The 20264-nt window shown below is 71.3% G+C and carries 16 protein-coding genes; 8 read left to right on the plus strand and 8 right to left on the minus strand.

Annotation, left to right across the window (positions count from 1 at the left end; translation table 11 throughout):
* The first annotated feature begins 60 nt into the window (after positions 1-60).
* On the plus strand, positions 61-555 hold the full coding sequence (locus ACWCV3_RS02925; RefSeq protein WP_451217433.1) for a DUF1203 domain-containing protein: 495 nt from the start codon (positions 61-63) through the stop codon (positions 553-555).
* 43 nt (positions 556-598) lie between these two features.
* Here the strand turns inward: ACWCV3_RS02925 and ACWCV3_RS02930 are convergent, their stop codons facing one another.
* Both ACWCV3_RS02930 and ACWCV3_RS02935 read right to left on the minus strand, forming a co-directional pair.
* The gene (locus ACWCV3_RS02930) at positions 599-1615 is read right to left on the minus strand and encodes an aspartate-semialdehyde dehydrogenase (protein ID WP_451217436.1); all 1017 of its coding nucleotides are present in this window, start codon (positions 1613-1615) and stop codon (positions 599-601) included.
* Positions 1616-1947: 332 nt separating this feature from the next.
* Positions 1948-5250, minus strand: a complete 3303-nt coding sequence (locus tag ACWCV3_RS02935; protein WP_451217439.1) for a S8 family serine peptidase — start codon at positions 5248-5250, stop codon at positions 1948-1950.
* A 200-nt stretch (positions 5251-5450) separates the two neighbouring features.
* On the opposite strand from ACWCV3_RS02935, the gene ACWCV3_RS02940 reads away from it, so the two are divergent.
* The gene (locus ACWCV3_RS02940; RefSeq protein ID WP_451217442.1) at positions 5451-5906 is read left to right on the plus strand and encodes an NUDIX hydrolase; all 456 of its coding nucleotides are present in this window, start codon (positions 5451-5453) and stop codon (positions 5904-5906) included.
* On the opposite strand, the gene ACWCV3_RS02945 is transcribed toward ACWCV3_RS02940, so the two are convergent.
* Together ACWCV3_RS02945 and pepN are read right to left on the minus strand one after the other, a co-directional pair.
* Complete coding sequence (locus ACWCV3_RS02945; protein ID WP_451217445.1) at positions 5903-6931, minus strand: hypothetical protein; 1029 nt, start codon at positions 6929-6931, stop codon at positions 5903-5905. The two genes, ACWCV3_RS02940 and ACWCV3_RS02945, sit on opposite strands and share 4 nt — an antisense overlap.
* A 206-nt stretch (positions 6932-7137) precedes the next feature.
* Positions 7138-9708, minus strand: a complete 2571-nt coding sequence (gene pepN / locus ACWCV3_RS02950) for an aminopeptidase N (RefSeq protein ID WP_451217448.1) — start codon at positions 9706-9708, stop codon at positions 7138-7140.
* 140 nt (positions 9709-9848) lie between these two features.
* Between pepN and ACWCV3_RS02955 the strand changes: the two genes are divergently transcribed.
* The gene (locus ACWCV3_RS02955; RefSeq protein ID WP_451217451.1) at positions 9849-10511 is read left to right on the plus strand and encodes a mycothiol-dependent nitroreductase Rv2466c family protein; all 663 of its coding nucleotides are present in this window, start codon (positions 9849-9851) and stop codon (positions 10509-10511) included.
* Positions 10512-10698: 187 nt separating this feature from the next.
* Here ACWCV3_RS02955 and ACWCV3_RS02960 read toward each other — a convergent pair whose 3' ends face one another.
* Both ACWCV3_RS02960 and ACWCV3_RS02965 read right to left on the minus strand, forming a co-directional pair.
* Entirely contained in the window at positions 10699-11346 is a 648-nt protein-coding gene (locus tag ACWCV3_RS02960) for a superoxide dismutase (protein ID WP_451217454.1), read from the minus strand.
* Between the two features lie 133 nt (positions 11347-11479).
* Positions 11480-12862: an amino acid permease gene (locus ACWCV3_RS02965; RefSeq protein WP_451217457.1), complete on the minus strand. Its 1383-nt coding sequence runs from the start codon at positions 12860-12862 to the stop codon at positions 11480-11482.
* Between the two features lie 308 nt (positions 12863-13170).
* On the opposite strand from ACWCV3_RS02965, the gene ACWCV3_RS02970 reads away from it, so the two are divergent.
* Positions 13171-13749: a biotin transporter BioY gene (locus ACWCV3_RS02970; RefSeq protein ID WP_451217460.1), complete on the plus strand. Its 579-nt coding sequence runs from the start codon at positions 13171-13173 to the stop codon at positions 13747-13749.
* A 198-nt stretch (positions 13750-13947) separates the two neighbouring features.
* On the opposite strand, the gene ACWCV3_RS02975 is transcribed toward ACWCV3_RS02970, so the two are convergent.
* A complete protein-coding gene (locus tag ACWCV3_RS02975) occupies positions 13948-15372 on the minus strand; it encodes an amino acid permease (RefSeq protein ID WP_451217462.1) in 1425 nt (474 codons plus the stop codon).
* A gap of 245 nt (positions 15373-15617) precedes the next feature.
* On the opposite strand from ACWCV3_RS02975, the gene ACWCV3_RS02980 reads away from it, so the two are divergent.
* The 4 genes from ACWCV3_RS02980 (at position 15618) to ACWCV3_RS02995 (ending at position 18875) form a co-directional block, all read left to right on the plus strand.
* Positions 15618-16103, plus strand: a complete 486-nt coding sequence (locus ACWCV3_RS02980; RefSeq protein WP_451217465.1) for a ribose-5-phosphate isomerase — start codon at positions 15618-15620, stop codon at positions 16101-16103.
* Between the two features lie 66 nt (positions 16104-16169).
* Positions 16170-16979, plus strand: coding sequence for an Fpg/Nei family DNA glycosylase (locus tag ACWCV3_RS02985; RefSeq protein ID WP_451217468.1), 810 nt, complete (start codon positions 16170-16172; stop codon positions 16977-16979).
* A 238-nt stretch (positions 16980-17217) separates the two neighbouring features.
* Positions 17218-18390, plus strand: coding sequence for a PP2C family protein-serine/threonine phosphatase (locus ACWCV3_RS02990; protein ID WP_451217471.1), 1173 nt, complete (start codon positions 17218-17220; stop codon positions 18388-18390).
* 23 nt (positions 18391-18413) lie between these two features.
* Positions 18414-18875, plus strand: a complete 462-nt coding sequence (locus tag ACWCV3_RS02995; RefSeq protein WP_451217474.1) for an HD domain-containing protein — start codon at positions 18414-18416, stop codon at positions 18873-18875.
* 5 nt (positions 18876-18880) lie between these two features.
* Here the strand turns inward: ACWCV3_RS02995 and ACWCV3_RS03000 are convergent, their stop codons facing one another.
* Positions 18881-20026 (minus strand): acyltransferase family protein, encoded by a 1146-nt coding sequence (locus tag ACWCV3_RS03000; protein ID WP_451217477.1) that lies wholly within the window; start codon positions 20024-20026, stop codon positions 18881-18883.
* Between the last annotated feature and the right edge of the window lie 238 nt (positions 20027-20264).

Genomic DNA, 20264 nt, shown 5'->3' on the forward strand with positions numbered 1-20264 from the left:
GCGAACGCGATGTCCATATGCCGCCGGTCACCGGGCCGTCGCGGGACCAGCCTGGGACACATGACGACACACGCCACGACCCTGCACACCGCGCGCCCGATCACGGAACCGGTCCTCGCGGAACTACGCGCCTCGGACGACGCCGGCCGCCCGATGACCGCCGTGACCGACCCGGAGGGTGGCGCCCCGCTGCGCTGCTGCCTGCGCCGCAGCGAACCCGGTGAGCGCATCGCCCTGGTCTCGTACGCGCCGCTGCGCCGCTGGGCGGCGGAGACCGCTGCCGAACCGGGGGCGTACGACGAGCAGGGCCCGGTGTTCATCCACGCCGAGCCCTGCGGCGGACCCGCGCCCGAGGACAACCTCGCCTTCACCGGCGCCCACCGCGTCCTGCGCCGCTACTCGCCCGACGGCCGCATCCTCGGCGGCCGCCTGGTCACCCCGCCCGAGGACGTCGAGACCGCCCTGACCGAGGCGTTCACCGACCCCGATGTGGCACTGGTGCACGTGAGGGCGGTGGAGTACGGCTGCTTCCTGTACGAGGTGCGCAGGCCGTGAAAAAGGGGGTGCGCCGCTGGAACGGCGCACCCCCTCAGCAGACTCAGCTCTTCAGCTCCGCCGCCACCAGCTCGGCGATCTGCACCGCGTTCAGCGCGGCACCCTTGCGGAGGTTGTCGTTGGAGATGAACAGGGCGAGGCCGTGCTCCACCGTCTCGTCGGCGCGGATGCGGCCCACGTACGACGGGTCCTGGCCGGCCGCCTGGAGCGGGGTCGGGATCTCGGACAGGGCCACACCCGGCGCCTGCCCCAGCAGCTCGGTCGCGCGCTCGACGGAGATCGGGCGGGCGAAGCGGGCGTTGACCTGGAGGGAGTGCCCGGAGAAGACCGGGACGCGCACACAGGTGCCGGAGACCTTCAGCTCGGGGATCTCGAGGATCTTGCGGGACTCGTTGCGGAGCTTCTGCTCCTCGTCGGTCTCGTGCAGGCCGTCGTCCACGATGGAGCCGGCCAGCGGGAGCACGTTGAAGGCGATCGGGCGCTTGTAGACGCCCGGCGCGGGGAAGTCCACCGCTGCACCGTCGTGGGTCAGCTTGTCGGCGTCGGCGACGACCTTCTGCGCCTGCCCGTGCAGCTCGGCCACGCCCGCGAGACCCGAGCCGGAGACGGCCTGGTAGGTGGCGACGACCAGGGCCTCCAGGCCGGCCTCCTCGTGCAGCGGGCGCAGCACCGGCATGGCGGCCATCGTGGTGCAGTTCGGGTTGGCGATGATGCCCTTGGGGCGGTCCGCGACGGCGTGCGGATTCACCTCGGAGACCACCAGGGGCACCTGGGGATCGCGGCGCCAGGCCGAGGAGTTGTCGATCACGACCGGGCCCTGGGCGGCGACCTTCTCCGCGAGCGCCCTGGAGGTGGCGCCGCCTGCCGAGAAGAGCACGATGTCGAGGCCGGAGTAGTCGGCGGCCGACGCGTCCTCCACCGTCACACCGTCCAGCACGGTCCCGGCCGAGCGGGCGGAGGCGAACAGACGCAGCTCGGTGACCGGGAAGTCCCGCTCCTTGAGGATCTTGCGCATGACCGTGCCGACCTGACCGGTGGCTCCGACGATTCCGACCCTCACGACGACTCCCTGTGTCTGTCCCAGTACCGGGTCACTTCCTTGACCGGCACTTTTCCATCATGCGGCCCACACAGGGCCGCGTGTCCAATCCTTTGTACGGGTGTGCCCGATGTGCGGGACACCCGTGTCCGCGCGGCCGGCCCGCGGACCTGCGGTCCCGCGCCGGGAGCGGCCGCAGAAGTTCCCTCCCCCGGACCCGTCGGCCGCAAGCCGTGCTGTCCGGTCCCTGCCCGTCCGGCCCACCGCCATACGAGGGTGTGACGCACGCCGCACACGCCGAGGGGGCGGGCGCCCACCAGGACACCCGCCCCCGAGGTCAGGGGATCAGCCGGTCACGGCGTGACCTTCCCGATCTGCACACTCGCGGTGCCCGCGACCGTGCCGCGCGCGTTGACGAGCTGGACGCGGCCGAAGAACTCGCGGCCCGCCGGGGCCTCGGCGGCGGCCGTGACCTGGCCGCTCACCGTGGCCGAGGCGCCCGTGGCGAGCTTCACCGGGGCCGAGCCGTCGACCGTGACCGCGCCGAGGGTGTCGGAGAAGAACACGTCCCGGTAGTCGTAGTCGGTCGAGCCGGACGGGACGGAGTAGCCCGCGACCTGGACGGTGTAGGTGCCGGCGGCGGGGGAGGCGATGGAGACGGCCTCCTCGGAGTCGCCGTCGGCGGACCGGGCGACCAGCTTGCCCGCGGCGTCGTACACCGCGAGGTCGAGGTCGGCGGCCTGGTCCGAGACCTTGCCGATGGCCACGTCCAGCGACTTGGCGCCGGCCGGGACGTCGACCGTGGTGGTCGCGGTCTCGCCCTCCTTGATCGCCGGGCGGGTGGCCTTCGCGGAGCCGAGCGGCCCGCCGACCAGCTTGCCGTCGAGCGCGGCGTACTTGTTGGTGACCTTCCAGGACGCGGTGGCCGGGACGCCCACCTTGGCCTCGGGCACGGTCACGGTCTCCGGGTCGAAGACCGCGCCGAGCACGGAGACGTCGAGCTTGTAGGGGTTGTCCAGCAGGGGAGAGGTGCGGCGCGCCTCGACCTCGACCTCCCAGACACCGGCCTGCGGGTCGGCGTAGGAGCGGACGTCGGGCTTGCAGCCGTTGCCGTCGAGGTAGTTGTTGTAGCAGTACGGGGTGCTGGTGTTGTCGACCGGCGTTCCGTAGGGGTGGATGGCGATGAACCGGGTCTGGCTGCCGGACGTCAGGCCGCCGATGGCCACCTCCAGCGACTTGGCGCCCTCGGGCACGGTCAGGAAGTAGGACCGGGTGCTGTTGCGCTGCACCGATGAGGAGAAGGAGCGGGTGTAGTCCACCGGGCTCGCCACCACGACGGTGGTGAGGATCTGCTTGTCCACGCCCACGGTCAGCGGGTCGTCGACGCGCAGGATCGCGCTCTTGAGCCCGGCCGACCTCGGCGCGGCCTCCACCTTGACGGTGACCGGCTGGTTCAGCGGCAGCCTCACCAGCGGGCTGCCGACGACGCGGTAGGTGTGCTCCGGGTCGTTGGTGAAGCTCAGCAGGTGCCAGACCGCGCGGTCCGCGCCGGTGGTGCGGGTGACCGTGACGTCGTACGTCTTGCGCTGGCCGGACTTCAGGCCGCCCTCGCGGTCGTAGAGGCCGGTGCCGAAGCCGGGGGTCTTCAGGGCGTAGTCGATCGCGGTGTCGACCGGGGCCTTGACGGTGTACTCGTGCGCCGAGGCGCCGAGCCGGATCGCGGTCCAGGCGTCCACGACGTCGATCAGGCCGGAGCCCTCCTCGTACGCCTGCGCGCCCTTGATGTGGTGCGCGGTCGAGGTCAGCGCGGTGCGCAGCACGGCCGGGGTGAGGTCGATGTTCCGCTGCTTGGCGGCGCTGATCAGCAGCGCGCTCGCGCCGGCCGCCTGCGGGGAGGCCATCGAGGTGCCCTGGAGCATCGAGTAACCGGCGGGCAGGGTGTAGCCCGCCTCGGCGACCGGGGAGCCGGGCAGCCAGGTCTGGGTGGTGTTGATCGCGGCGCCGGGCGCGGTGATGGTCGGCGTGAAGCCGCCGTCCTCACGCGGGCCGCGCGAGGAGAACGGCATCAGCGCGTACGCGGTCCGGACGGCGGAGCCGTAGTTCGACGCCCAGGTCTCCTTGGAGATGGCGGCACCGACCGAGATCACCTTGTCGGCGAGGCCCGGGTCACCGATGGTGTTGGCGCCGGGGCCGGAGTTGCCGGCCGAGATGACGAGCTGGACGCCGTAGGTGTCGATGAGCCGGGTGTACAGCTCGGCGCGTGCGTTGTTGCCGTCGTTCAGCGCCGGGAGGCCGCCGATGGACATGTTGACGATGTCCACGCCCCGGTTGGTCACCAGGTCGATCATGCCCTCGGTGAGGGCCACGTTGGTGCAGCCGCCCGACCAGGTGCAGGCGCGCGAGGAGACGATTTTGGCGCCGGGAGCGGCACCGTTCATCTTCCCGCCGAACAGCCCGTTGGCCGCGGTGATGCCGGCGACGTGGGTGCCGTGCTCGGACTCGATGACGCCGATGTTGACGTAGTCGGCCTTGGCGCCCGAGGCGTTGTAGACGACGTCCTTGCGGATCTCGACCACGAACGGGATGCGCTCGACGACGTCCGTCTCCGGGTCGTCGGTGCCGAAGTAGCCGATCTGGTAACCGTCCTTGTACGGCTTCATCGGCGGGTTGTTCGTGAAGTCCAGGTCGTCGTCGGTGTCGACGCGGACCGTGCCGGTGGCCGGGTCGTACAGCACGCCCCAGGCGTCGGTGGTGTCACCGTCGCGGTTGAGGTCGCCCTTCATGTCGCCGCCGGTGGTGGCGGACTCGTACAGGTAGTTGAACTTGTACGGGCCGTCCGGGGCCTTGAAGGTCTCCGCGTTCGCGCCGGAGCCGACGGAGAAGGACGGGCCGGAGACCGCCGCCGTCATCCGCCGCCAGGTGCCGTCGCCGTCGCTCACCGGGTCGGTGGAGGTGACCCAGTCCACGATCTTGCGCTCACCGGTGGTGGTCTTCTGCAGTGCCGGGTGGCCCAGGTCCACCCCCGAGTCCAGGATGCCGATGGTGACCCCGCGGCCGTCCGCCTTCGGGTGGTCCTCGACGAAGTCGACGGCACCGGTCTCGAAGGACGGGTTGTACGGGTTCTTCGCCGGGGTCTGGCTGCCGGGGGCCGGGTAGGCCGCCGCCGTGCGCGCGTTCCTGGCGTCCTTCGCGGAGTCCGCACCCGGCGCCGGGTCGTCCAGCGGGATCTCCTGGCGCAGGTCGATCGCGTGCACCGAGGGCAGCTCGGCAGCGGCGGCGATGACCGACGCGGCCTTGGCGGTCGGGACGGTGGCGCGGACGTAGCCGACCTTGTCGAAGGTGCGGCCCACGGTTCCGGCGGCATCGAGCCGGGAGGCGACCTGCTCGGTGGCGCCCGGCGCGGTGGCGATCATCATCGTGACGCTCTTGGCACCGTCCGCCTCGGCCTCCGCGAGCCGGTCGGCGTCGTCGGCGCCGAGCTTGCGGGGCGCGGGCTTGGCGCCGGGGTCGGCGGCCTGGGCGGGCGGCGCGTCGGCGGCGAGCGCCATGGGCACGGGGCCGGCCGCACAGAGGGCGGCGACCACGCCGGCGGCCAGCGTCAGGCGCGCCAGGCGTCTCGGGCCGGGTATGGGGTCACGGTCGGGGAAGTGGGTCATCGCATCCCTTAGTCGGTGAGGGTTGTCCGCGAAGTCCTGTGCCGGACCAGCGCAGCTTTTCCCAAGCGACCGGATTTTGGGGTCCGTTGACCGAATCGAGATCCATGTATGGGGAAAACCCGCGATGCGATGTGTGTGTTTGGGGACCGAATGAGCCCGAATTCACTCGGTTCCCGCATCGGTCGCGCTAACGTCCCGTCATGAGACGCAGGTTGAGGGTGGCGGCCTACGCCGTGTGTGTCCGCGACTGCCGGCTCCTGCTCGCCCGCTCGCCCGCGCGGGGCGGCGGCCACGAGTGGGTGCTGCCGGGCGGCGGCGCCGAGTTCGGCGAGGACCCGTACGACACCGTGCGCCGCGAGGTGACCGAGGAGACCGGGTACCGGGTGGAGGTGACCGCCCTGCTCGGTGTGCACACCAACCGGGCGGTGCTGCCCGGCCGCTTCCCCGGCCGCGCCGTCGACCACCACGGCGTCCGGCTGCTGTACGCGGCGCGTATCACCGGCGGTGAACTCCGTTACGAGACAGGCGGTTCCACCGACCTCGCCGCCTGGCACGACCTGGACGCGGTGTCCGGGCTGCCCCGCGTCTCCCTGGTCGACACCGCACTGCGCCTGCGACGCGAACGGCCGCCCACCGGCCGCCTGGACAGCCCTTAACGGGGCAGCACGACCACGTACGCGGCCGGGTCGCGGTCGCCGGCGGCCATCAGGGCCGTGCGGACCACCGCTGCCTGCTGTTCCGCCGACTCCCGGAGCTTCTTCGGCGTGATGCGCACGACCGTGATCCCGAGCCGCTCCAGGTGCTCCCGCTTGCGGGCGTACTCCGACCAGGTCGCGTCCTCCTCCTGGCGGGCGGCCCGGGTGTCCAGCTCGACGGCGACCGCCTGCTCGGGCCAGTAGGCGTCCAGGCCGCCCAGGCGGGGGCCGCCGGGAAGGCGCAGGTCCACGTTCCACACCGGGTCGGGCAGTCCGTACCCGGTGACCATGCGGTACAGCCGGTCCTCGGCCACCGCGCGGCCCTCGGCCACCAGCGAGTCCACCGCGTCCACCACGTGGGCCCGGCCCATCAGCCTCGCCTCGGTCAACTCCTTCACCAGCGCGGCCGGATCGCAGTGCCCGTCGCGCACCGCCTCGGTCAGCAGCCGCCGTACGGTGTCCGCGTCCGTCAGGTGCGCCACCGCGTCCGCCAGCGCGCGTGCCACCGGGGCCACCGGCAGGCCCGCGACGGGCCGCGCCGCCGGAAGGTCCGGAGTGCGCACCACCCGCACATAGCCGGCCGAGCGCAGCCGGCGCAGCCTCGGGACCAGGACGTCGATCCGCTCCAGGGAGAGCGGCGGCGGCGCGGACGGCAGGCCGTGCAGGGCGAGGGCGGCCAGGCCGGTGATCATCGCCTCGGCGTGGACGCCCCGGTGCGGGCCGCCCGCGCCGGGCTGGGCGGGCACACCGGGTACGGACTCGCGGGAGGCGTACAGCAGCGCGCCGTGCAGGCGCTCCTCGCCCGTGGGCGCCCCCGAGTGCAGCAGGACCACACCCGGCAGCAGCAGCCGCCAGGGGCCGTCGGTCCGGCACCGTTCGTTCAGCTCGGCCGTCGTCACCCCGTGGGTGCGCAGCCGGCCGGCGGTGAGGACCCGGCGGTGGACCTCGGTGAGGGGGCGGGGGGAGAGCGGGGTGTCGTGCGTCATGACTCTGGAATGCCCTACTTCCGGCCCACCCGTGACCGCTGTTACACGGCCGTCGAGGAAACCGGACAACACGGCACTGAAGGACGGGTGTTCGGATGCCGATGAGGCGCCGGAAACCCCTGGTCCGATGAGGGAGGACCAGGGGTTACGGGTCACCGTGCCCGGATTCCGTAACGGTCACCGGGAGCCAAAGCTCAGGCCAAGGATCAGGCCCCGGCGTCGCACGCCTGTGCGCGCAGCGCCCGCGCCAGGTCGTCCCGCGCCTCCAGCACCAGCCGGCGCAGCGCCGGGGCCGCGTCCGCGTGCTCCTCGAGCCACGCGTCCGTCGCCGCCAGCGTCTCGGGCCGGTCCTGGTGGGCAGGGAAGAGCCCGTTCACGATGTGCATGGCGATCTGGATCGACCGTTCCCGCCACACCCGCTCCAGCACCGCGAAGTACTTCTCCGCGTACGGCGCCGTCAGCTCCTGCTGGCCCGGCCGGTCGAAGCCCGAAAGGGTCGCCTCCACCAGCGCGTTGGACAGCGCGTCCGACTCCACGACCTGCGCCCACGCCTGCGCCTTGACCGCCGCCGAGGGCCGCGCGGCCAGACAGCGCACCTGGTGCCGCTTGCCCGACGCCGTGTCGTCGCGGGTCAGTTCGGCCGCGAGCACCTCCTCGTCCGCCACCCCGTGCGCGGCGAGCGGCTCCAGGAACGCCCAGCGCAGCTCCTGGTCCACGGTGAGGCCCTCGACCGTCTCGGTGCCGTCCAGCAGGTCCTTCAGCAGGGCGAGGTCGGCCGTGCCGGTCGCGACCGTGGCGAAGAAGCGCGCCCAGGCCAACTGCGCCTCCCCGCCCGGCTCGGCCGCGCGCAGCTCCTTCAGCGCGCCCTGCGCCAGCAGCTCGCCGCCCGCGGCCCGCCACTTCGGAGCCGCGTACCGCTCCAGGGCCGTGCCGGCCCAGGCGTGCAGCATCTGGAGCACGCCGATGTCGGACTCCCGGCCCGCGAACCGCAGCACCAGCGCGACGAACTCCCGCGCGGGCAGCAGGCCGTCCCGCGTCAGGTTCCACAGGGCCGACCAGCACAGGGCGCGGGCGAGGGGGTCGGCCAGGTCGCCGAGGTGCTCGCGGAGGGTGGCCAGCGAGGTCTCGTCGAAGCGGACCTTGCAGTAGGTCAGGTCGTCGTCGTTGACCAGCACCAGGTCCGGTACCTCCGCGCCGGCCAGCTCGGCCGGCACCGTGCGCGGACCCTCGACGTCCACCTCGACGCTCCGGTACCGCTCCAGCGTGCCCGACCCGCCCAGCCGGTACAGGCCCACCCTCACCCGGTGCGGGCGCAGTTCGGGATGCGACTCGGGGGCCTCCTGGAGCACGGCCAGCTCGTCGATCCGGCCCTCGGGACTCACCAGCACCTGCGGGGTAAGGGAGTTGACTCCGGCCGTCTGCAGCCAGGCCGCCGACCAGGCTGTCATGTCCCGGTCGCTGGTCTCGCCCAGCACCGACAGCAGGTCTCCCAGACGGGTGTTGCCGTAGGCGTGCCGCTTGAAGTAGCGCCGGGCGCCCTCCAGGAAGGCGTCCTGGCCGACATAGGCCACCAGCTGCTTGAGGACGGAGGCGCCCTTGGCGTAGGTGATGCCGTCGAAGTTGAGCTTGGCGTCCTGCAGGTCGCGGATGTCGGCGGTGATCGGGTGCGTGGAGGGGAGCTGGTCCGCGCGGTAGGCCCATGCCTTGCGGCGGTTGGCGAACGTCGTCCAGGCGTCCTTGAAGCGGGTCGCGCCCACGCTGCCGAAGGTGCCCATGAAGTCCGCGAAGGACTCCTTCAGCCACAGGTCGTCCCACCAGACCATGGTGACCAGGTCGCCGAACCACATGTGCGCCATCTCGTGCAGGATGACGTTGGCCCGCGCCTCGTACGACGCCTGCGTGACCTTGCCCCGGAAGATGTACTCCTCGCGGAAGGTGACCAGGCCGGGGTTCTCCATCGCCCCGAGGTTGTACTCGGGCACGAAGGCCTGGTCGTACTTCCCGAAGGGGTACGGGTAGTCGAAGGTCTCGTGGAAGAAGTCCAGCCCCTGCTTGGTGATCAGGAAGACGTCGTCGGCGTCGAAGTAGGGCGCCAGGCCCTTGCGGCACATCGCGCCGAGCGGGATCTCCAGCCTGCTCCCGTCCGCCAGCACCCGCTCGTAGGAGTCGGTCACGTAGTGGTACGGGCCGGCCACCACGCAGGTGATGTACGTGGAGATCGGCTTGGTCTCCGCGAACCGCCAGACGCCGTCGGTGAGTTCACCGGCCCCGTTGCTCCACACCGTCCAGCCCTCGGGGGCGCGGACCTCGAAACGGAAGGGCGCCTTGAGGTCGGGCTGCTCGAAGTTCGCGAACACCCGCCGCGAGTCGGCCGGCTCGTACTGCGTGTAGAGGTAGACCTCGTCGTCCTCGGGGTCCACGAAGCGGTGCATGCCCTCGCCGGTGCGGGAGTAGGCGCACTGGGCGTCCACGACCAGTTCGTTGTCGGCGGCCAGGTCCTCCAGCGCGATCCGGGTGCCGTCGAACACCTCGCCGGGGTCGAGGTCGCGGCCGTTGAGCGACACCGCGGTCACGCTCGGCGCGATCAGGTCGGCGAAACTCGTCGCTCCCGGCTCGGCGCAGCGGAAGCGGATGGTGGTCACCGAGCGGAAGGTCCGCGGCTCGCCGTCGGACCCGCCCACGGCGGAGCGCAGGTCCAGCGCCACGTCGTACCCGTCGACGGACAGCAGGGCGGCCCGCTCACGGGCCTCGTCGCGGGACAGATTCTCACCGGGCACGGGCGGCGCTCCCTTGTGGTCGCATGATGTGGGGCACTGAACGACACGATCCTGCCATGCGGCCCTGAGCGGGGGCATCGGGGAATTGCGCGGCCGGGGGCGCTGTTGCCGCTGGAAAAGACCTTCTCGCGAGGAGAGACATGTCCGAGACCGCGACCACGTCGGGCAAGACCCCGGTGGACTTCTGGTTCGACCCGCTCTGCCCCTGGGCCTGGATGACCTCCCGCTGGGTGCTGGAGGTGGAGAAGGTCCGGGACATCGAGGTGCGCTGGCACATCATGAGCCTCGCCGTCCTCAACGAGCCCCGGATCGACGAGCTGCCCGAGGAGTACCGGGAGATGCTCGCCACCAAGGCGTGGCAGCCGGTCCGGGTGGTCACCGCGGCCTGGCAGAAGCACGGCGCGGACGTGCTCGGCCCGCTGTACACCGCGCTCGGCACCCGTATCCACAACGAGGGCGAGGGCCCGACCCGCGAGGCCGTCGAGGGCGCGCTCGCCGACGTCGGTCTGCCGGCCGACCTGATCGACTACTTCGACCAGAGCGACTTCGAGTTCGACGCCGAGCTGCGCGCCTCCCACAAGGAGGGCATCGAGAAGGTCGGCCAGGACGTGGGCACCCCGGTCATCGCGGTCCCCGGCCCGGACGGCGAGCAGATCGCCTTCTTCGGTCCCGTCGTCACCCCCACCCCGAAGGGCGAGGAGGCGGCCCGCCTGTGGGACGGCACCCTCGCGGTCGCCTCGGTGCCGGGCTTCTACGAGCTGAAGCGCACCCGCACGGCCGGCCCGGACTTCAGCAACCTCTAGGGCCTCCCGTCCGGATCATGCCGTCCTCGCGGGGTCCGGCCTGATCCGGACGAAGGACCCCGGCCGTACCTGAAGAAGCCCCCCGGTGAGTCACGTCCTCACCGGGGGGCTTCCTTCATCCGCCCGCCGGGTGAAGGTTCGAGAAGACGATCACGAGGCGGGACGCTCGGAGAACTTCGGGGGCTCCTCAGGGTGACAGCAGCAGCACGTCCGCGCGCGACCTGGCGGCCGTGTGGCGCCGGGCCACGTCCTGCCAGTTCACGACCTGCCACATCGCCTCGATGAAGTCGACCTTCTGGTTCTTGTACTGGAGGTAGAAGGCGTGTTCCCAGGCGTCGAAGACGAGCAGCGGGGTCGAGCCCTGGCCCACGTTGCCCTGGTGGTCGTAGATCTGCTCCACGATCAGCCGGCCGCTCAGCGGCTCGTACGCCAGCACGCCCCAGCCGGAGCCCTGGGTGGTGGCGGAGGCCTTGGTCAGCTGGGCCTTGAACGCCGCGAACGAGCCGAATGACTCCTTGATCGCGTCCGCCAGCTCACCCACGCCGTCCCGCTCCAGCGGCTCGCCGCCACCGTCCTTCGGGCCGGTCATGTTCTGCCAGTAGATGCTGTGCAAGATGTGCCCGGAGAGGTGGAAGGCGAGGTTCTTCTCCAGCCCGTTCACCGAGCCCCAGACGCCCTTGTCCCGCGCCTCGGCGAGCTGCTCCAGAGTGTCGTTGGCGCCCTTCACGTAGGCCGCGTGGTGCTTGCCGTGGTGCAGCTCGATGATCTCCGGGCTGATGACGGGCGCGAGCGCGGCGTGGTCGTAGGGCAGTTCGGGCAGCGTGTAGACGGACATGGACGGGTCCCCTCCGAGCCTTATTGCAACTGACTTGCAGCTGCACGCTAGCAACAAGAAGCTCCGCCCGGGCACGGGGGTACGGGAAAGGCCCCCGCGTGTCGTGCACGTGGGGGCCTTTCCCGGCGGGAGCTCAGCTCCGGGCGCGCGCCCGCTGCCAGACGTAACCGCCCGCCGCCAGGGCGAGCGTCAGGCCGCCGGTGGAGCAGAGCTGGACGCGGGTGCCGGGCTGCCGGGCCATCAGGACCAGGATGACCACCATCCCCAGCAGTGCGGCCCAGGTCAGCCAGGGGAACGCCCACATCCGTACGGCGGGCGGCGTGTCACCGGCGCGCTCGGCGCGGCGGCGCAGCAGCAGCTGGGAGGCGCCGACGAACATCCAGACCACCAGGATGACCGCGCCGATCATGTTCAGCAGCCACATGAAGACGTCGTCCGGACGCCAGTGGCTCAGCAGCACACAGCCGAAACCGAACACCGACGAGACCAGCACCGCGATCCGGGGCACCCCGCCGGACACCTTCGCCAGCGCCCGGGGACCCAGACCCCGCTGCACCAGGGAGTGCAGCATGCGCGAGGAGCCGTAGATGTTGGCGTTCATCGCGGAGAGCAGCGCGGCCAGCACCACGACGTCCATCACCCGGCCGGCGCCGGGGATGCCGAGGGTGTCCAGGGCGGCGACGTACGGGCCGCGCTCCACGACCTCCTTCGAGTCCCACGGCACGAGGGTGACCACGACGGCCATCGAGCCGATGTAGAACAGCGCGATCCGCCACATCGTGGTGCGCACCGCGCTCGCCACGCCCCGCACCGGGTCCTCGGACTCGGCGGCCGCGATGGTGACCGTCTCCAGGCCGCCGTACGCGAACACCGACGCGAGCAGGCCGAGGACCAGGCCCTCACCGCCGTTGGGCAGGAAGTCGGTGAGGTGGGAGGCGCCGGGGGAGTGGGTGCCGGGCAGCACGCCCGCGATGGCCAGCACGCCCAGCAGCAGGAACGCGCAGATCGCGGCGACCTTCAGGGCGGCGAACCAGAACTCGAACTCGCCGAAGTTCTTCACCGCGGTCAGGTTGGCGCCGCAGAAGACCAGCATGAACAGCGCGACCCAGGCCCACTGCGGGGTCCCGGGCAGCCAGCCGCTGACGATCTTCCCGGCGCCGATGCCCTCCAGGCCGACCACCGTGCACTGCATGACCCAGAACGACCAGCCGACCGTGAACCCCGCCCACGGGCCGATCGCCCGCTCGGCGTGCGCGGAGAACGAACCCGAGGAGGGGTACGCGGACGACAGTTCGCCCAGCATCCGCATCACCAGCAGGACCAGGAGGCCGGAGAGGGTGTAGGCGACGACGATGGACGGCCCCGCCGCGGCGATGCCGGCGCCGGAGCCGACGAAGAGGCCCGCGCCGATCACCCCGCCCAGGGCGATCATGGAGAGGTGGCGCTGTTTGAGGCCGGAGGAGAGCGGGGCGCCCTGCTTCTGCTCCTGGGGCGCTTGCGTGGGGGTGCTGGGCATCGGCGCGGCTCGTCCAGTGCGGTAGGCGGGTAAAAACTCCCCCAGTCTGGGCGAAGCCTGCCGGGGAGTACGGACGGTGTCCGGTATGCGGACGGTCCATTTACGGAATGCTTACGTCCGCTTACCGGGCGGGAGGAGGGTCGGTGACCGTTGTCACGCCGGCTCCGGTGTAAGGCGCATCCTTTGTGCGAAGCCCACCAAGCCCCTGTTCACGCCTTTGTCGAGCACAGACGGTGATCGGTGCGTGCGGGCCGGTATAGCGTCGCGGTGTTGTCCCCTGCCCCTGCCCACAGACCCGCGGAGTCCCCATGAGCACCGCCAGCGTCACCGCTCGGCCCGGCGCCGTCCTCGCCGACCTCCTTCCCTCCTCGCGCGTACGCGACGCCGCCCTCGTGCTCGGCGGCGCGGCGCTCACCGGTCTCGCGGCCCAGATCGCGGTGCCGGTGCCCGGCTCGCCGGTGCCGGTGACGGGGCAGACCTTCGCCGCGCTGCTGGTCGGCACGACGCTCGGCGCCCGCCGCGGCTTCGCCGCCCTAGCGCTGTACGCCGTCGCGGGCCTCGCCGGTGTGCCGTGGTTCGCCCAGGGCGGCTCCGGCGTCTCCGTCTCCTTCGGCTACGTCCTCGGCATGCTCCTCGCCGCCGCGGCCGTCGGCGCCCTCGCCCGCCGGGGCGCGGACCGCTCCCCCCTCAGCATGGCCGGCGCGATGCTCCTCGGCGAGGCGGTCATCTACGCGGTGGGCGTTCCCTACCTGGCCTTCGCCGCCCACATGTCCGCGACGGCGGCCATCGCGGCGGGCCTCACCCCCTTCCTCATCGGCGACGCCCTGAAGGCGGCGTTGGCGATGGGCGTCCTCCCCACGGCGTGGAAGCTGACGGGCAAGAGCTGAACCCTCCACCGCGAAGGCCCGCCCCCCTCTGCGAAGAGAGGGGGGCGGGCCTTCGCGGTGTTCTCCGGGCCGGCGCGCCGGCTGTGCCCGGCGCACCGGCCCGGCAGGGGCCGCCGGCATCCGCTGTCCGCGCCGTACACGCCGAAGCCCGGTGCCGCCAGGGAACTCCTGGTGGCACCGGGCTTCGGCGTGCCGGGGTCAGGCCGTCGGGACCTTCTCCGGGTCCTCGGTGGCCGGGACCTCCGGCTGGGTCCTGTTCGCCGTCACCGCCTGCTTGACGAAGGCGATGATCAGAACGAGGACGGCGACCATCAGGGAGAGCAGCACCGTCTCGCGGCCGTCGTGCTCCGTGTCGGTCAGCATGTAGCCGAGGACGAAGACGATCAACGCGGCCGTGGCCCAGGTGAGGTAGGGGTACAGCCACATCTTCACGACGAGCTTCTCCGGCGCCTCCCGCTGGATGATCTTCCGCATCCGGAGCTGCGAGAAGCAGATGACCAGCCACACGAACAGCGCGACCGCGCCGCTGGAGTTGACCAGGAAGAGGAAGACCGAGTCGGGGAACTTGTAGTTGAAGAACACCGCGACGAAGCCGAACAGCACCGAGGACAGGATGGCGGCCATCGGCACACCGCGGGAGTTGGTCCTGGCGAACGCCTTCGGCGCGTCCCCCCGCTCACCGAGCGAGAACGCCATCCGGGACGCGGTGTACAGACCCGAGTTCAGGCAGGACAGCACCGAGGTCAGCACGATGAAGTTCATGATCTGACCGGCGTGCGCGATACCGAGGGAGTTCAGTGCGGCGACGTAGGAACCGTCGGTCTTGATCGACGGGTCGTTCCACGGCAGCAGCGCGACCACGACGAGGATCGAGCCCAGGTAGAAGACCGCGATGCGCCAGATGATGCTGTTGGTCGACTTGGTGACCGCACGCTGCGGGTTCTCCGACTCGCCGGCCGCCAGCGTGGCGATCTCGCTGCCCATGAAGGAGAAGACGACCAGCAGCACACCGGTGAGGATCGCGCCCGGCCCGTGCGGCAGGAAGCCGCCGTGCGCCGTGAGGTTGGACAGGCCCGCCTTGTCGCTGTGGACACCCGGCAGCACGCCGAAGATCGCCAGCACGCCGACCACGATGAACGCGCCGATCGCCACGACCTTGATACCGGCGAACCAGAACTCGAACTCACCGTAGGAACCCACCGAGACCAGGTTGGTGGCCGTGAGCACCAGCATCACGATCAGCGCCCAGCCCCACTGCGGCACGGCCGGTATCCAGCCCTCCAGGATCTTCGCGCCGGCCGTCGCCTCGACGGCGAGCACCACGACCCAGAAGAACCAGTACAGCCAGCCGATGGAGAACCCGGCCCAGCGGCCGAGCGCCCGGTCGGCGTGCGCGGAGAAGGACCCGGAGGTCGGGTTCGCGGCGGACATCTCGCCCAGCATCCGCATCACGAGGACGACGAGCGTGCCGACGAGGGCGTAGGACAGCAGGATGCCGGGGCCCGCCGTGGCGATACCGGTGCTGGAGCCGACGAAAAGGCCGGCACCGATCACACCTCCGATGGCGATCATCGAAAGGTGGCGGTTCTTGAGACCTGCTTGCAGCCCGGAACCATGGGACATGGGGGGAATTCCTTTGCGCCAGGTGGAGCGGTTCCCGCACGGACGGCGAAACAGCCGTACGACGTCGTACGGGGCCTCGCACGAGCGGTGTACGAGGCGGTCCAGTGAATCTGAGGGGAACGAATTCGGGAACCTCTGAATCCGGATTGTTACTTGAGGTTTGCTTGCGGTTCTATGGTCCGGCTCACATGTCGCCGGCCGAACCCGGAGCTGCTGCCCGCAATCGGGCGTGACACACTCGGTGCATGCGCGTGTACCTCGGCTCCGACCATGCGGGCTACGAACTCAAGAACCACCTCGTCGAGTGGCTGAAGGCGGCGGGGCACGAGCCCGTCGACTGCGGGCCGCACATCTACGACGCCCAGGACGACTACCCGCCCTTCTGCCTCCGGGCCGCCGAGCGCACCGTCGCCGACCCCGGCTCCCTCGGCATCGTGATCGGCGGCTCCGGCAACGGCGAGCAGATCGCGGCCAACAAGGTGAAGGGGGTGCGCGCCGCCCTCGCCTGGAGCGAGGAGACCGCCGCGCTCGGCCGCGAGCACAACGACGCCAACGTGATCGCCGTCGGCGCCCGGATGCACACCGAGGACGAGGCGACCAAGTTCGTCGAGATCTTCCTGAACACCCCCTTCTCCGGCGGGGAGCGCCACATCCGCCGCATCGACATGCTGACGGCGTACGAGAACACCGGTGACCTCCCGCCCGTCCCGGCGCACCACCCCCAGCAGTAACCCGCGCCGCCCCCGCCGCCCGGGAGCGGCGGGGGCCCACGCACGACCCAGGAAGGACGCCCGGCCGTGCCAGAAGGGCACACGATCCACCGGCTGGCGCACGACTACGCCGAGCGCTTCGCCGGCACCGCCCCGCTGGTGACCAGCCCCCAGGGCAAGTTCGCCGACGCCGCCGAGCTGCTGACCGGCGCCGGGCTGACCACCACCGACGCCCACGGCAAGCACCTCTTCCTCGGCTTCCGCGACAGCGACTGGGTCCACATCCACCTCGGCCTCTTCGGCAAGGTCGCCTTCGGCCCGGCCCCCGCGCCCCCGCCGACCGACACGGTCCGGCTCCGCCTCGTCAACGACACCGCGTACGTCGACCTGCGCGGGCCGACCACCTGTGCGCTGATCACCGACGCCGAGAAGAGGGCCGTGCACGACCGCCTCGGCCCCGACCCGCTGCGCCCCGACGCCGACCCGGCCGCGGCCTGGGAGCGGATCCGGCGCAGCCGTACCTCGATCGCCGCCCTGCTCATGGACCAGAAGGTCATTTCGGGCGTCGGCAACGTCTACCGGGCCGAGGTCCTCTTCCGGCACGGCATCGACCCCTACCGCGCCGGCCGCGACCTCACCGAGGGCGAGTGGGACGAGATCTGGGCCGACCTGGTGGCCCTGATGCGCGAGGGCGTGCGCCTCAACCGCATCGACACCGTCCGTCCCGAGCACACCCCCGAGGCGATGGGCCGCCCGCCCCGCGCCGACGACCACGGCGGCGAGGTCTACGTCTACCGGCGGGCCACCCTGCCCTGTCTGCTCTGCGGCACCGGGATCCGGACCGCCGGCCTCGCCACCCGCAACCTCTTCTGGTGCCCCTCCTGCCAGCTCCGCTGACCCCGTGCGCCCCGTGCGCATCCGTGAACCGGTCGTGCGCCCCGTTCCGTTCTGCCGGTAAGCGCAGCCCGCGGCCTCCGGGACCGGGTAATTTCCGCCGGGTGGCAGCGCGGACGGCCTTCCGTGCCGTTCACTGTGTAGTCGGACCGCGTGGTCGAAACGCGAAGTGACCTCGCACGGGGGACAAGTGGGACCTCCCGTGCCACGCGGCCGGCTGGATGGATAGGGTCCCGAACTGATGGCAGCAGGACGAGAGCGGCGCGCGAAGGCCGAGACCTTCACGGCCCGGTGGAAGATGGAGTGGCACCGGGTCCGCGTCGCGCTGCGCAGAAGCGCGGTCGACTACTTCCGCGGCGACGGCCCCGACTGGATCGCCCTGGTCGGTCTTCTTCTCACCATTCCCGCGCTGATGGCCCTCACGCTGGCCAACTCCGTCTGGTGCTCCCCGGCCACCCTGGTCATCCCGATCGTCGCGGGCGGCCTGGTACTGCGCCCCGCCAGCCTGCTCGGCCTGTACGCCACGGCCGCCGCCGCCCTCATCGTGGAGTCTGTGCGGCTCGGCCCGTACACCGAGGGCCCCTCCAGGGTCACCCCCGGCATCGTGCTCGTCGTCGCCGCCTGCGGGTTCTTCGGGCTGCTGACCGCGCAGTTCCGCAGCCGGGTCGGCGTGCCCTGGCGGCGCGGCGGCACCATGCTCTTCGACCTGCGCGAACGCATCCGCGCCCAGAGCGAGTTGCCCAAGCTGCCGCGGGGCTGGCACCAGGAGATGGCGCTGCGCCCGGCGGGCGGCCAGTCCTTCTCCGGTGACTTCGTGGTCGCAGCCCGCACCAACGGCGGCCGCACCCTGGAGGTCGTCCTCACCGACGTCTCCGGCAAGGGCATGGACGCCGGGTCCCGCGCCCTGCTGCTGTCGGGCGCCTTCGGCGGCCTGCTGGGCTCGCTGCCCCCGCACTCCTTCCTGCCCGCCGCCAACGGCTACCTGCTCCGCCAGGACTGGGAGGAGGGCTTCGCCACCTCCATCCACCTGGTGCTCGACCTCGACTCCGGCGACTACGAGCTGTACTCCGCGGGCCACCCGCCGGGGCTCCAGCTCAGCGCGGGCACCGGCCGCTGGGAGGAGAAGGCCGCCGAGGGCCCGCTGCTCGGGGTGTACGACGGGGGGCAGTTCGACTCCACGAAGGGCACCCTGCGGCCCGGGGACGTGCTGATGCTCTTCACCGACGGCCTGGTGGAAGCCTCCGACCGGGACATCGCCGAGGGCATCGACCGCCTCACCGGCGAGGCCGACCGTTATGTCGCGGGCGGCTTCCACGGCGCCGCCTGGCACCTCATCGAGGCCGTCGCCAAGGACGTCAACGACGACCGGGCGCTGCTGCTGATCTGCCGCGAGGCCTCCGCCCCCGTCCGCTGAACTCCCGGTGGGAGACTGGACCGATGACTTTGCTCACCCTGGCCCAGGTCGAGGACCTCGCCCGCCGTGCCCACGCCGGCCAGACCGACAAGGCGGGCCGCCCGTACGCCGAACACCTCGCGGCCGTCGCCGAGGGGGTGCGGGCACGTGGGGGCGACGAGGAGCAGATCGCGGCGGCCTGGCTGCACGACGCCGTCGAGGACGACGCGCTCAGCCGGGAGTGGCTCGACGGCGCCGCCCTCACCCCGCGCACCAAGGCCATCGTGCTCGCCCTCACCAAACGCCCCGGCGAGCCGCCCGAGGAGTACGCCCGCCGCATCCTGGCCACCCCGGGCGCCGCCCTGGTCAAACACTCCGACCTCGCGCACAACGCCGACCCGGCCCGTCTCGCGGCACTGGACGGACCGACCCGCACGCGACTGGCCGAGAAGTACACGCGGATGCGTGCGCTTCTCGGCCGGCCGGCCGGAACAGGAGCAGGGTAAGGGCGCTACACGCCCGCCTTCTCCCGTGCGGGCCGCGTCCGCGCCCCGTGCTCACGCTCCCTCGCCCGCTGGGCGGCGTCCTGCCTGAACGCCCACTCCAACCTCGGCTCCATCACGCACCGGAAGACCCGGCGCACCGGAGCCGTGCACAGCAGCGTGACGACGGCGACCGCGAAGGCCGTCACCAGGATCGCGCCGAGCGGGCTGTGCAGCCATGAGGCGTCGTACCAGCCCTCCCAGCGGGTGTACTTGAGGACGAAGCCGTGCAGCAGATAGCCGCAGATCGTGCCCGCGCCCAACGAGGTGAACCACGTCCGGCGTCCCGGCACCCAGGCCAGGAAGCAGGCCGTCAGCACCACCGAGCAGGCGAGCAGCGCCAGCGTCATCAGCGGACCGGTCCACCACGGGGCGCCCATCTCCTGGGCGGCGTCCCGGCGGTAGAACCAGCCGAAGTCGATGTGCGGCACGATCAGCCACGCGACGGCCAGCGCACCCGCGACGACCGGCACCGACGCGATGCGCATCGCCCGGGTCCGCACCATCCGGAAGTGCTCCGGCCTCAGGCACAGTCCCAGCACGAAGCAGGGCAGGAACTGCAACAGCCGCTGGAAGTCCAGGTCGTTGCTGATCGCGGGCGAGACGGTGGCCAGCATGGCGATCGCGACGGCCAGCGGCAGCGGCCAGCGCACGACCTTCCACAGCGGGGTGGTCAGCCGCCACACGAACAGTGCCGCCAGGAACCAGGACAGGAAGTAGGGGTCGAGCAGGGTGATCCCTCTCTCGCCGTCCTGCCCGAAGTGGTCGCGGAAGAGGGAGTAGGCCGTCTCGAAGACGACGTACGGCACGGCGACCCCGGTGACCAGCCGCTTCAGCCGGTCCGGGCGCATGTCGAAACCGCGCGAGAAGTAGCCGGAGATGATGACGAACGCCGGCATGTGGAAGGTGTACACGAAGATGTACAGCGAGCGGAGGACGCGGCTGTCCGCGTACAGCGCCTCCCAGGAGTGCCCCATCGCCACCAGCACGATCGCCAGGTACTTGGCGTTGTCGAAGAACGAGTCGCGCTGCTTCGAGGATCTCTCCGCCGCCGGCTGGACAGCCGGGAGCCCGCGCGCGCGGGTCTGACCGGGGGACGGGGAGGCGTCGAACATCTCAGGCACCCTAGCCTCGCGTGTGTGAGTCCGTAAAACCTTCGAGGTCATTCATGTTTGTCGACCTCGGATACCCCGGAATTCGTGCAACCTGCCTCCAAGAACAAGGTGATGGCGGGCATACGGGGCCGGTTCTTTGCCCATCGATGTCCCGATTCATCCCTCTGAATTGGGTCATTGCCGACCGGTCCCCGCTCAATTCGAATTCCCCGCCCCGACGGCTCGCGCGGTGATGTGT

This window comes from Streptomyces sp. NPDC001781, assembly GCF_053596035.1.

What these genes read in the sequence shown, in the direction of transcription:
- ACWCV3_RS02960 (WP_451217454.1), bottom strand. Translation starts at nt 11,346, where the DNA reads ATGTCCGTCTACACGCTGCCCGAACTGCCCTACGACCACGCCGCGCTC.
- ACWCV3_RS02980 (WP_451217465.1), top strand. Translation starts at nt 15,618, where the DNA reads ATGCGCGTGTACCTCGGCTCCGACCATGCGGGCTACGAACTCAAGAAC.
- ACWCV3_RS02990 (WP_451217471.1), top strand. Translation starts at nt 17,218, where the DNA reads ATGGCAGCAGGACGAGAGCGGCGCGCGAAGGCCGAGACCTTCACGGCC.
- ACWCV3_RS02935 (WP_451217439.1), bottom strand. Translation starts at nt 5,250, where the DNA reads ATGACCCACTTCCCCGACCGTGACCCCATACCCGGCCCGAGACGCCTG.
- ACWCV3_RS02955 (WP_451217451.1), top strand. Translation starts at nt 9,849, where the DNA reads ATGTCCGAGACCGCGACCACGTCGGGCAAGACCCCGGTGGACTTCTGG.
- ACWCV3_RS02925 (WP_451217433.1), top strand. Translation starts at nt 61, where the DNA reads ATGACGACACACGCCACGACCCTGCACACCGCGCGCCCGATCACGGAA.
- ACWCV3_RS02940 (WP_451217442.1), top strand. Translation starts at nt 5,451, where the DNA reads ATGAGACGCAGGTTGAGGGTGGCGGCCTACGCCGTGTGTGTCCGCGAC.
- ACWCV3_RS02995 (WP_451217474.1), top strand. Translation starts at nt 18,414, where the DNA reads ATGACTTTGCTCACCCTGGCCCAGGTCGAGGACCTCGCCCGCCGTGCC.
- ACWCV3_RS02945 (WP_451217445.1), bottom strand. Translation starts at nt 6,931, where the DNA reads ATGACGCACGACACCCCGCTCTCCCCCCGCCCCCTCACCGAGGTCCAC.
- ACWCV3_RS03000 (WP_451217477.1), bottom strand. Translation starts at nt 20,026, where the DNA reads ATGTTCGACGCCTCCCCGTCCCCCGGTCAGACCCGCGCGCGCGGGCTC.
- ACWCV3_RS02975 (WP_451217462.1), bottom strand. Translation starts at nt 15,372, where the DNA reads ATGTCCCATGGTTCCGGGCTGCAAGCAGGTCTCAAGAACCGCCACCTT.
- ACWCV3_RS02970 (WP_451217460.1), top strand. Translation starts at nt 13,171, where the DNA reads ATGAGCACCGCCAGCGTCACCGCTCGGCCCGGCGCCGTCCTCGCCGAC.
- ACWCV3_RS02965 (WP_451217457.1), bottom strand. Translation starts at nt 12,862, where the DNA reads ATGCCCAGCACCCCCACGCAAGCGCCCCAGGAGCAGAAGCAGGGCGCC.